Origin of the sequence: Prevotella sp. oral taxon 306 str. F0472, assembly GCF_000257925.1 — a bacterium.
In the GTDB taxonomy this organism is placed as follows: domain Bacteria; phylum Bacteroidota; class Bacteroidia; order Bacteroidales; family Bacteroidaceae; genus Prevotella; species Prevotella vespertina.
On record NZ_AJIN01000011.1, the window covers coordinates 75,653 to 88,211 of the forward strand.

10 protein-coding genes and 1 pseudogene are annotated in these 12,559 nt (G+C 41.1%); 10 read left to right on the forward strand and 1 reads right to left on the reverse strand.

Going from position 1 to position 12,559, the window contains the following annotated elements:
* The first annotated feature begins 4 nt into the window (after positions 1-4).
* From HMPREF9969_RS01390 to HMPREF9969_RS01410, 5 genes and pseudogenes are all read left to right on the forward strand, one after another.
* Complete coding sequence (locus HMPREF9969_RS01390; protein WP_036894595.1) at positions 5-1,516, forward strand: NuoM family protein; 1,512 nt, start codon at positions 5-7, stop codon at positions 1,514-1,516.
* A 12-nt stretch (positions 1,517-1,528) separates the two neighbouring features.
* Complete coding sequence (locus HMPREF9969_RS01395; protein ID WP_009434080.1) at positions 1,529-2,968, forward strand: NADH-quinone oxidoreductase subunit N; 1,440 nt, start codon at positions 1,529-1,531, stop codon at positions 2,966-2,968.
* Between the two features lie 454 nt (positions 2,969-3,422).
* A complete protein-coding gene (locus tag HMPREF9969_RS01400; protein ID WP_036894641.1) occupies positions 3,423-3,635 on the forward strand; it encodes a hypothetical protein in 213 nt (70 codons plus the stop codon).
* Between the two features lie 31 nt (positions 3,636-3,666).
* Positions 3,667-5,243: pseudogene (locus HMPREF9969_RS01405) on the forward strand (hypothetical protein).
* Between the two features lie 233 nt (positions 5,244-5,476).
* Positions 5,477-5,950 (forward strand): DNA-binding protein, encoded by a 474-nt coding sequence (locus tag HMPREF9969_RS01410; RefSeq protein ID WP_009434032.1) that lies wholly within the window; start codon positions 5,477-5,479, stop codon positions 5,948-5,950.
* Between the two features lie 94 nt (positions 5,951-6,044).
* Here HMPREF9969_RS01410 and HMPREF9969_RS01415 read toward each other — a convergent pair whose 3' ends face one another.
* Positions 6,045-6,449 (reverse strand): DUF3127 domain-containing protein, encoded by a 405-nt coding sequence (locus tag HMPREF9969_RS01415; RefSeq protein ID WP_009434170.1) that lies wholly within the window; start codon positions 6,447-6,449, stop codon positions 6,045-6,047.
* 212 nt (positions 6,450-6,661) lie between these two features.
* On the opposite strand from HMPREF9969_RS01415, the gene dnaN reads away from it, so the two are divergent.
* The 5 genes from dnaN (at position 6,662) to recN (ending at position 12,555) form a co-directional block, all read left to right on the forward strand.
* On the forward strand, positions 6,662-7,786 hold the full coding sequence (gene dnaN / locus HMPREF9969_RS01420; RefSeq protein WP_009434055.1) for a DNA polymerase III subunit beta: 1,125 nt from the start codon (positions 6,662-6,664) through the stop codon (positions 7,784-7,786).
* A gap of 98 nt (positions 7,787-7,884) precedes the next feature.
* A complete protein-coding gene (locus HMPREF9969_RS01425) occupies positions 7,885-8,736 on the forward strand; it encodes a 3'-5' exonuclease (protein ID WP_009434166.1) in 852 nt (283 codons plus the stop codon).
* Between the two features lie 4 nt (positions 8,737-8,740).
* Positions 8,741-9,961 (forward strand): bifunctional phosphopantothenoylcysteine decarboxylase/phosphopantothenate--cysteine ligase CoaBC, encoded by a 1,221-nt coding sequence (gene coaBC, locus HMPREF9969_RS01430; protein ID WP_009434191.1) that lies wholly within the window; start codon positions 8,741-8,743, stop codon positions 9,959-9,961.
* Positions 9,897-10,823, forward strand: coding sequence for a DUF4835 family protein (locus HMPREF9969_RS01435; RefSeq protein ID WP_232212630.1), 927 nt, complete (start codon positions 9,897-9,899; stop codon positions 10,821-10,823). Before coaBC ends, HMPREF9969_RS01435 begins: the two co-directional genes overlap by 65 nt.
* 64 nt (positions 10,824-10,887) lie before the next feature.
* On the forward strand, positions 10,888-12,555 hold the full coding sequence (gene recN / locus HMPREF9969_RS01440; RefSeq protein ID WP_009434076.1) for a DNA repair protein RecN: 1,668 nt from the start codon (positions 10,888-10,890) through the stop codon (positions 12,553-12,555).
* Positions 12,556-12,559: the final 4 nt, after the last annotated feature.

A 12,559-nucleotide genomic window follows, 5' to 3' on the forward strand; every position in this document is an offset into this window, starting at 1 on the left:
TAAAATGAGTTGGATATTAACTGTATTTGTAATAATCCCCGTCCTGATGCTCTGTGGCTTATGGGTAGCCAAGAACGATAATCAGGTACGTGGTGTGATGGTAGCCGGCTCAACGGCACTTTTGATTGGTGCTATCTGGTTGACTGTCTATTTTGTTCAGCAGCGTAATGCTGGTAACCATGATGCAATGCTACTGGCAAACTCCGTGATGTGGTTCAAGCCTATGCATATTGCCTTCTCGGTGGGTGTTGATGGTATCTCTGTTGTGATGATTTTGCTTTCAGCTATTATTGTCTTTACAGGAACCTTTGCTAGCTGGCAACTTGAGCCGATGAAGAAAGAGTATTTCCTTTGGTTTGTACTTTTGGCTTCAGGTGTATTTGGCTTCTTTATCTCAACGGATATGTTCACCATGTTCATGTTCTATGAGGTTGCCCTTATACCTATGTACCTCCTCATCGGTGTATGGGGAACAGGTCCAAAGGAATATTCAGCAATGAAGCTTACTTTGATGTTGATGGGTGGTTCAGCTCTTTTGATATTGGGTATTCTTGGTATCTATTACTTCAGTGGTGCTACCACGATGGATGTAATAGAGTTGGCACGTATGCATGCGATGCCTAAGAATATTCAGAACATCTTCTTCCCATTCGTATTCATTGGCTTTGGTGTTCTTGGAGCTTTATTCCCATTCCACACATGGTCTCCTGATGGTCACGCTTCAGCGCCTACAGCAGTATCAATGCTCCATGCTGGTGTATTGATGAAACTTGGTGGCTATGGTTGCTTGCGTATTGCTATGTTCTTGATGCCTGATGCTTTGCAGACATGGGCTCCTATCTTCCTAGTTCTGACAACTATCTCGGTTGTTTATGGTGCGCTCTCTGCATGTGTACAGACCGACTTGAAGTATATCAACGCATACTCTTCAGTTTCACACTGTGGTATGGTACTCTTCGCTTTGGTTATGACCACACAGACAGCTATCACAGGTGCAATCCTCCAGATGCTTTCTCATGGTTTGATGACAGCCTTGTTCTTCGCATGTATTGGTATGATTTATCACCGTGCTGGAACCCGTGACGTACGTTATCTTGGTGGTTTGATGAAGGTTATTCCATTCCTTGCAGTCTCTTATGTAGTAGCAGGTCTTGCTAACCTTGGTCTTCCTGGTTTCTCTGGATTCGTAGCTGAGATGACTATCTTCGTGGGTTCGTTTGAGAATGCAGGTATGTTCCATCGCGTAGCAACAATCATTGCTTGTACAGCGATTGTAATCACAGCGGTTTATATTCTTCGTGTTGTTGGTAAGATACTATTCCAGACCATACCTAACAAGAAGTTCTATGAGTTACACGATGCTACATGGGACGAGCGATTCGCTATTGGCTGCTTGATCTTCTGCGTTGTAGGCTTAGGTCTCTGCCCACTCTTCTTCGAGAATATGATTATTGATGCTGTTCATCCTATATTTGACCACATCATAACATATGTACCAACATTAGGTAATCTTTAATAAACTAGCGTAATGAATTATAGTGATTTCTTTAAGATGATTCCGGAGGCCAGTCTCGTTGCCATCCTGATTGTTTTGTTCGTTGCCGACTTTGCAACGGCAAAGACTGAAGAGCGCAAGTGGTTCAATCCGCTGGCTTCGGTGCTCCTTCTGATAAATACTTTTGTTTGTTTGCTCCCTATGGAAGCACAGACAGCATTTGGTGGTATGTATGTTACCTCTTCTGCTGTAAACGTGATGAAGGCTATCCTTTCTATGGGTACATTCATTGTTATCCTTCAGAGTCGTGTATGGGCTGCGAAGAGCGGTAAGGAGGGTGAATTCTATATGCTGATAGTTTCAACACTCCTCGGTATGTTTGCCATGATGAGTGCAGGTAACTTCTTGATGTTCTTCCTCGGGCTTGAGATGGCATCAGTGCCTTTGGCATGTGCAGTTGCCTTCGATATGTATCGTAATGACTCTGCGGAAGCTGCAGCTAAGTTTATCTTGACAGCTACCTTCTCAAGTGGCGTAATGCTCTATGGTATTAGCTTCCTTTATGGTGAGTTCGGTACGCTTTATTTTGCTGATATAGCAACTAAGATGCATGCGACCCCACTAACTATCATGGGACTCGTATTCTTCTTTAGTGGTCTTGGCTTCAAGATATCTCTCGTTCCATTCCACTTCTGGACTGCCGATACTTATCAAGGTGCTCCAACAACCGTTACTGGTTATTTGAGCGTGATATCAAAAGGTGCAGCTGCCTTTACATTGTTGAGTATCCTGTTCCATGTCTTTGGTGCAATCGTTGAGTATTGGCACGTATTGTTGATGATAGTCGTTGTACTTTCTATCACCATTGCTAACCTCTTCGCCGTGCGTCAGAATGAGTTGAAACGCTTCATGGCGTTCAGTTCAATCTCTCAGGCAGGTTATATCATGTTGACAGCTATCGGCAACGACTGGGCTAGCTCGGTGAGTGCATTGAGCTATTACGTTCTGATTTATGTTGTTGCTAATATGGCAGTCTTCACAATCATCTCTGTTGTAGAGCAGAATAATGGCGGTAAGACCAACATTGACGACTATAATGGCTTCTATCAGACTAACCCACGTCTGAGCTTCTTGATGACTTTAGCAATGTTCTCACTTGGTGGTATTCCTCCATTTGCAGGTATGTTCTCAAAGTTCTTCGTATTTATGTCTGGCGTTAATGGTGCAGATATTAATACCACGATGGGAGCCTGGTCATACGCTGTTGTCTTCATCGCATTAATTAATACAGTTATCTCACTCTACTACTATTTGAAGATTGTGAAAGCAATGTATATCGTACGTACAGACAATCCATTGCCAACCTTCAAGAGCGATTGCAATACAAAGTTCGCTTTGGCAGTTTGTATGGCAGGCATTCTTCTCTTCGGAGTTTGTAGCTTCGTATATGAGTGGATTGCTGCAGCTGCATAAAGTATATAATTAGAATCTTATTATAAGATGCCCAGGACTTTAATAGTCTTGGGCATTTTGGTTTGAATCCCGATATAAAACAAAGTTTTTATTAAGATTATTTGGCTGAATTAAAAGAAAGCCTTACCTTTGCCGCCGTGAAACAGTTAGCAATGACATATCAAGTGAACGAAGTACTGCAAAGAATTATCCGATTCTTTGCATCTTTTTGCACTTTATCTTTGGTCAATCCAAATAATTTGCTAACACACACACACACACACACACACAATATGCGCACCTAGCGTCTAATAACACATTTTTTCTTCTCGCATACGCGCGCGCGAAGCGTGCCGTAACCCCTGTAAACAAAGGACTTTCAAGAGTTTCCTTTGTTCGCTTTTTTATGCCCTTTTGTGAACTCGATTTAGAGCAAAATAAGAACGAAATAACAGCTATTTTAATCAATGAAGTAATGAGAAAAAATCAAGTAAAGAAGAGTTATTCTGCACCAGAGTGTATGATAATTCAGGTAAGCGAAACCACTTATTTGATGGACACGTCCTTTCCGACTACCCAGCATAAGAAGGCTCACAAGGCTGCTGGTCCATCAGCTCCTGCCAAAGAGTCAGGCTTATGGAATGATGAAGACTTAGAAGATGAGAGCGCATCTTCATGGGAAGACTAACAGAGAGTTATTAACAAAGAGAACAAAGAAAATGAAGAAAACAATGAAACAACATTCATTCACCGCACAGCTAAAGTCCTTGGCACTCGTATTCGGCATAGCCTTGACTTTTGCATCCTGTGCTAACGAGGATGTAGCACAGAACCCGACAAACCCAAAGGATGATAACGATAAGAACCTAACGACTTTCGTAGCAGGTGATGAGGCAAAGACCCGCACATCACTAGATTACAATAGCAGTGACTTCTCTTGGGAGGCAGGCGATTATATCTACGTAAAGGACGACGATGGCGTATTGCGAAAGAGCACGAATGCCCCAACGCAAAAGGTGGCTGCTTTTAAGTATAAAGTTCCCGGTAAGTTTACAGCCCATAGCAGTTATGAAGTTTATTACTTGGGTAAGAATAGCAGCGGCAGCTCTGTAACTATCTCCACCGCCCAGAGCCAGACAGCTCCAGACAATACCGAGCACTTCGGTACAGCAGGCGATTATGGTACAGCAACTGCAAACAAGATAACAGGTAAAAATCAGTTTGCATTTGAGTTAGAGCATCAGCCAGCTTACTTAGTTTTCCAGCCTTACATAAGCAACACTGTCCTACATGACTGCTACTTAACAAAGGTGGAGGTAAGCTCCGACAACGATATTGCTGAGACCTACACCGTCAATACAACTACAGGTGCTTTAGATGCTTCAGCAGTTACAGGTGTGATAAAATTGTCTTAACCACAACTGGCAGCGGCAGCTATAGCAACGGTTTCCCACTGACCAACAACGCAGCCAGCGTAACTACTAACGGTGCTTACATGGTCATCAAGCCAGGAACTCATACCTTAAAGGTACGTTATTGGGTAAAAGACGTAGCAACCAACGTAGAGGGTGCTATCACGAAGACTCTTCCTGCTACTGCATACGCTTCCAACACCTACTACGACATGACTGCTAACCTTAACGTACGTAATTATGACGGCGACCATTATTACATGTGGGATGCACAGGAACAATACTGGAAGGGTTACGAATGGACAAAGCACTTGTCAGGAAACACAGGTCAGCCAACACTAAACGGTAGCAGTTCATCAAATTATGCGCAGAGTAACAGTGATGTGTCTCGTTGGTACCACGAAGGCGGCGGTTCAGGTCGCTTCGACGCTACCCAGAGTTGCGCAGGTCTTCCTAACGTAAATGAAATGACCTGGTACGCTGCCAAGGGCGACCCCCGTTGGGACGCAGACGAACTATGGACAACAATGGGTCATTTATATAAAGGTGGTATGTGGTTTAAGAAGAAAGCAAACATAAGCGGATACAACCCTAACAGCGCAGTAGACGGAAGCGATTGGCGAACAACCAACAAAAATCAAACCTGGTCTGTATCTCAGACTCTCCCTTCCGCAGCCGATGCAGGCAATTACTTCTACCTGCCCGCCTTGGGTTACTACAGCTCTGGTCAGCTGAACTACGTTGGCAGCCGTGGCTACTATTGGTCGTCAAGTACTTACCCATGGTACAGCGACTATGCGTACTTCCTGTACTTCCTCAGTGGTTACGTCATCGTGAACCACAACTTCCGCAGCGACGGGTACAGGGCAGAGGCGTTTCAGTAGTTCTCGCGATTGTTCGTAGACTATTTTGTACCCAACGAATGGGTAGAGTTGTACCCAGCGAAGAAGTACGATCGTACCCAGCGAATGGGTAGGGGGTTACCCAGCGAATGGGTACGATGCTACCCAGCAGTTGGGTATTGTGCTACCCAACCGCTGGGTATAAAAACACATAAAAAAGGCATCAAAAAGATGTTGATATATTAATCTAATGTTTAATTAAAAACCAAATCAAAATGATTGAATTCAAAGTTGCGCCTCGTAAGGCGACCATGGGAAAAATGAAGGGTAAGACGGTGTATATCGCCGTACCGAAAGGTCAACAGAAGATCTCGCCCGAAATGGTGTTGGAACGCATTGTTCGCGAAACCTCATTAACAGAGGGTGATGCACGAAACGTGATTATTACGCTTCGTAATATTATCTCGGACTGTGCGCGTATGGGAACAGGCTTAGATCTCGGTGACATCTTCTCTTTGCGTGTGAACGTGCCCTCAAAGATGGAGGAAAACGAAAAGGATGTATGCGCCAAGAGCCTTAAAGCTCCGAGGCTAACATTGACCTGGAAAAGTCCTGTGCGCAAGGCATTAAAGGAGTTGCAGGTGGATGTGGATAATCCTGCACGAAAGAAAGGAAAGAAGCCGGAAAGCCCCGACCCTTCTCCGAAAGAAAAGGAGAATAAAGAAGAGGGTGGACCGGTGGCTGGATAACTTATTGAACACCAATAGTGGTTTAATTAAAAAAGAGACAGAGTTCTATGTTTGAGCTCTGTCTCTTATCGTTATAGTGCATTAATTTCTAATCTTAGAAAGGAAGATCATCCTCTGGGCTTCCAGCACTCTCCTGTGTTGGAGGGAATGGAGCTTGTTGTGCAGCAGGTTGTGCAGGTTGTGGTGTGACAGGGGCAGCCGTTGCTGGCGCACCAGCCATAACAGCAGCAGCATCTACACGCTGAATGTTCCAAGCACGGATGTTATTAAACCAACGACCGTTATATTCGTGGGCATCAATATCAAAACTTACGATAACCTCCTCACCAGTCTTAATAGCGAATTGCTCAATTCTATCGGCTCCGAAGATGTTGAAGACCATCTTCTTTGGGTACTGGTCATGTGTTTCTATGACATATTCTTGTGACTTCCATGGTCCACGAGCAGATGTGCCTTCACGGGCAGGAAGAACTGCAATAATTTTTCCTTGTAACTCCATAGTCTACTTTGTTATATGTTTCTTATTTGTTTAAATGTGCTTGCGAAATTAATAAAATAGTTCTAAAAACGGAAACTTTCATACTTAAATTTTGTTTTTCACATCCTTTTTTGTATTTTTGTGCGTTGAAGCGAAGAGCCTATGATATTACTTGTTAATGGTTCTACCTTCGTGATATTAAAGATTGAAATATTAACTAAAATAAGATACCAATGAGGTTTAACCTTTCAAGCACTGCTTTGAGCAGCCGATTGTTGACACTCTCACGAGTAATTAATAGCAAGAATTCACTTCCGATTCTTGATTGTTTCCTCTTCGAGGTACATAACGGACAATTAACGATTACATCTTCTGATAGTGAGAATGTGATGTGTGGAACTTTGATTCTTGATAGTTGTGAAGGGGAAGGAGACTTCGCAGTTAACAATCAGACCATCCTTGATGCTGTGAAAGAACTTCCAGAGCAGCCACTTGCTCTTGATGTTAATTTCGACGAGATGAAGATTTATATTACTTATCAGAATGGCTCTTATAATTTCCCAATCCTTGGGGCTGATGAATATCCAAGAGTACAGCCTATATCTGATAATGCTTCTTCTATTACCATTGATGCAGCGAAACTTTCGGATAGTATTAATCGTTCTATCTTTGCAACAGCACAAGACGAGCTTCGCCCTGTGATGAATGGTATTTATTTTGATTTAACAAGTGATAGCCTGGCTATTGTAGCAAGTGATGGTCATAAGCTCGTTAGAAATAAGAACTTCTCTATTAAAAGCGAGACTCCATCTGCTTTTATCCTGCCAAAGAAACCTGCAACATTGTTGAAGACTGTCCTTGCTAAGGATGGTGGGGATGTAGTGATTCGTTTCGACGAGCGCTTCGCAGATATATCTTTTGCTGATGGTAATTTGTCTTGTCGGTTGATAGAAGGTAAGTATCCTAATTACAATAGCGTAATACCACAAGACAATCCTAATAGAATTACGATTGATCGCAAATCACTAATTGGAGCTCTGCGTCGTGTGTTACCATTTGCAAGTGATTCGTCACAGCTCATTCGTTTCCACGTTTCTACTGGCTTATTAGAGTTGAATGCTGAAGACATAGACTTCTCCACAAGTGCAAAGGAGAGTGTTACTTGTGAATACGATGGTAATGCAATGAGTATAGGCTTCAAAGGCTCAAGTATGCTTGAGATATTAAATAACATTGAGAGTGATGATGTAGTTATTCAGTTGGCTGATCCTTCACGAGCAGGAGTCATTGTTCCATGCGTACAACCAGAGAACGAAGACATACTCATGCTGATTATGCCAATGCTGTTAAACGAATAATAGGATATTCTAATAATATACATCTTACTGGGGGATGGCTATATCTCTAATAGATAGCCATCTCCTTTCTAATTGTAGTAGGGCTTATAAGCAAGCGTATGAAATTGAATTTGACGAAACCTTTAATAGTATTTGATCTGGAAACGACGGGGCTTGATTTGGTAGCTGATCGTATAATTCAGATCTCATATATTAAAGTATATGCTGAAGGGAAAGAGGAAAGAGAGAATTTCTTTATTAATCCAGGTAAACCTATTCCCTCAATTGTAACAGAATTGACAGGTATCTCCGATGAGGATGTTGCAGACGCACCAACATTCAAGCAGAAGGCAAGGGAGTTAGCCGATAAGTTCGCAGGTTGCGACTTTGCAGGATTTAACTCTAATCGATTTGATGTGCCAATGCTCGCAGAGGAGTTCTTGCGAGCTGGGATTGATTTCGACTTCTCTAAGTGTAGATTGATTGATGCACAGAATATCTATCATAAGATGGAACGCCGTAATCTTGCCGCCGCATATAAGTTCTATTGTGGGAGGAAGATGGAAGAAGACTTCGTAGCACATCGTGCAGATCAAGATACAGAAGCTACTTGGCGTGTGTTACAAGGTGAAGTTGCCATGTATGCCCCAGGCAATCAAGAGGAAGAGCGTGTCCTCAATAATGATATGGACGAGTTAGCAGAGTTTTCGCGTATGAATGACTTTGTTGATTTTGCTGGGCGTATCGCATGGGAAGATATGAAGGATAAAGATGGTAAGACACTTCTTGATGCCACTGGTAAAGCTCGTAAGCATGAAGTATTCAACTTTGGTAAGTATAAGGGATGGGATGTTGCAGAAGTATTACACAAAGATCCTGGTTATTATAGTTGGATGTTGGCAAGTGATTTTACTTATAATACAAAGCAGGTGTTGACACGTATTCGTTTACGTGAATTCAATAACAGATAATGTAATGTTAGAAGGAAAGAAAATAGTTTTAGGTATAACAGGTTCTATAGCCGCATATAAGAGTTGTCTGCTTATACGTGAGCTAATAAAGAAAGGAGCCGAAGTACAGGTCGTTATTACTCCTGCTGGAAAGGAGTTTATAACGCCTATAACCCTCTCCGCACTTACGCATAAACCCGTCATTAGTGAGTTTTTCTCTCAGAAGGATGGTACTTGGAACTCTCATGTGGATTTAGGCTTATGGGCTGATGCAATGGTAATAGCTCCATGTACAGCTGCATCATTAGGCAAGATGGCAAATGGTGTTGCTGATAATATGCTTATAACAACCTATCTTTCAATGAAAGCACCAGTATTCATAGCCCCTGCAATGGATTTGGATATGTATAAACATCCTTCAACGCAGAAGAATCTTGAGACATTACGTGGCTATGGTAATTATATTATTGAGCCTGCTAATGGCTTTCTTGCGAGTGGATTAGAAGGGAAGGGGAGAATGGAGGAGCCAGAGAATATAGTGAAGTCTTTGGAACTATACTTCTCTGAAGGTCTTACTTCTACGAATAAATATACTGTAAGGAAGGATTTACAAGGTAAGACAATCCTTATTACGGCTGGTCCAACTTATGAGAGACTTGATCCAGTTCGCTTCATTGGCAATTATTCTTCGGGTAAGATGGGATTTGCTTTAGCTGAAGATTGTCTTCAGCGTGGTGCAAAGGTTATCCTTATAGCTGGTCCTGTAAGTTTGACTTGTTCTGCTGCTATAGAGCGAATAGATGTTGAAAGCTGTAATGAAATGTATGATGCTACGGTTAGGGAATATCCTAAGTGTGATGCAGCTATCTTGTGTGCTGCAGTTGCCGATTTCCGTCCACAGCAAATAGCAAATCATAAGATTAAACGGGAAGGGGATAATTTAACGCTCACATTGATACCGACACAAGATATTGCTGCTACTATTGGTAAGATGAAAAACGAGAAGCAGCGCCTTGTGGTATTTGCCTTAGAAACAAATGAAGAAGAGCATAATGCACGCAAGAAGTTAGAGAGGAAGAAGGCTGATTTTATTGTGTTGAACTCAACAAGGATTCCTGGTACAACATTTCAATCGGATGATAATCAAATCACAATAATTAGTAAAGATAGAAAGAAGGTTTATGACAAGAAACCAAAGGCAGAAGTGGCTCGTGATATTATTGACGAGCTTGTTAGTTTGCTTTAGCAAGGATATTACTGCACAGGAACTACAAGCGAAAGTAACCATCAATCATAATCAAATTGAGGGTACTGATGCGTCTGTCTTTGAGAATCTTCAACAGACACTGGAACAGTTTATCAATACGAGGCAATGGACTCATTATCAGTTTCAAAAGAATGAGCGTATTGCTTGTAACTTCAATATTACAATAAGCAAATATGATGTAAGCAGTAATATGTTTACTTGTACAGCATTGATACAAGCCAATCGTCCTGTTTATAATTCCGCCTATACTTCTACACTTTATAATAATCAAGATGGTGATTTCAATTTTACCTTTGCTCAATATGAACAGCTAGACTTTAATGAGGAAAATATAGATAACCAACTAACAGCTTTAATTGCTTATTATGCTTATCTCATTATAGGATTAGATCTTGATTCTTTCTCACCAATGGGCGGAGAAGATGTATTACTTCGTTGTATGAATTTAACGAATAATGCACAGAATCTGAGCTTTACTGGTTGGAAGGCCTTTGATAGTTCTCGTAACCGGTTTGCTTTCATCAATGATTATTTAGATGGGGCTATGAAGCCTTTTCGTCAACTACAATATGATTACTATAGGACAGGATTAGACGAAATGGCAAATAATGCTGAACGTGGCAGAACGAATATTACGACTGCATTAGAGAACGATTTGAAGAAAGCACATGAGAACCGTCCTATAAGTATTCTTCCTCAAATATGGACAGACTATAAGAAGGACGAGTTAGCTAATATATATAAAGGTAAAGGTACACAGAAAGAGAAAGAACAAGTTTATGATATTCTCTTCGGAATTAATGCCAGTCAGAATATAACGTGGGACAAAATAAAGCAATAAGTTTATCTCTTTCAATATCTGAACTTAACAATTATCTAAAGTATTAAATATAACTAGCAAGTATATGCTGAAACATCTATATATAAAGAACTTCACTTTAATAGATCAGTTAGATATAGCCTTTCACTCTGGTTTCTCTGTTATAACAGGTGAGACTGGAGCAGGAAAGAGTATTATCCTTGGTGCTATAGGTTTATTGCTGGGCAATAGGGTAGATAGTAAACAGATTAAACAAGGTGAGAAGAAATGTACAATAGAAGCGCATTTTGATTTATCTCATTATGGTTTTGAATCTTTCTTTGAAGACAATGATATTGATTTCGAACCAGAAGATACAATTATACGTCGCGAATTAACTGCTAGTGGCAAATCACGTGCTTTTATTAATGATACTCCTGTCTCTTTACAAATGATGCGCATACTAGGGGAGCAATTGATAGATATCCATTCTCAGCACCAGAACTTACTTTTGCAAAAGGATGATTTCCAATTGAATGTTGTTGATATTATAGCACAGGATAGTACAGCTCTCTCAGCTTATCATTCTTCTTATCAACATTACAAGGAGTCCTTACAGCGTTTGTCCGACCTAAAAGAACAGATTGCAAAAGCACAGGAGAATGAAGAGTTTATGCGCTTTCAGTTTAATGAACTAGAGAGTGCTGGACTTGTAGAAGGAAGACAGCAGGAACTAGAACAGGAGAGTGAGACTCTATCTCATTCGGAAGATATTAAGACTGCTTATTATGAAGCCGACCACTTATTAAATGATGACGATAATGGCATTATTTATAAGTTAGGCGAAAGTCTAGATAGTCTTAGTAATATAGAGAATGTCTATCCAAAAGCAAAGGATGTGGTACAACGTCTATCGTCTGTTCATATAGAGTTAAAAGATATCGCAAGTGAAGTTGGTAGTGAGGTAGAGAATATAGAATTTGATCCTTCCCGTTTGGATAGTATCAACCAGCAGCTTGATCAGTTAAACACACTTGAGCAGAAATATCATGTTTCCACAGAAGAGGAGTTGATAGAGATTCGTGATAACATTGCAGAGCAATTACAGAGTATTGATAATAGCGATGAAGAACTTGAATCCTTGACAAAGAAAGTAGATGAAGAACTCAAGCTATGTACGGAGAAAGCTGCTAAGTTAACAGCATTACGCCTTAAAGCTGGTAAGGTAGTAGAGAAAGAAATGAGTCAACGATTGATACCTCTTGGTATTCCAAATGTCCGTTTCAAAGTCGATATAACCTCAAAACCTTTGTCGCTGGATGGTGCAGATAAAGTGCAATTCCTATTCTCTGCCAACACAAGTACAGCTATGGAACCTGTTGCACAAGTTGCCTCTGGTGGTGAGATAGCCCGTGTTATGTTGTCTTTGAAAGCAATGATTAGTGGAACTGTAAAACTCCCAACGATTATCTTTGATGAAATTGATACAGGTGTGAGTGGTAAGATTGCTCAGAAGATGGCACTTATCATGCAAGAGATGGGTAATAATAATCGTCAGGTTATTTCGATTACTCATTTACCACAGATTGCTGCATTAGGTAGCTCACATTATAAGGTTGAGAAGGAAGAGACGGCAGAAGGAACGCGCAGTCACATGCGAGAATTAAATCAAGAGGAACGTGTCAGTGAGATAGCACAAATGCTTTCGGGTGCAGATATCTCTGATGCTGCTCTTCAGAATGCTCGTGAATTATTAAATCTTAATCAGAACTAAATAT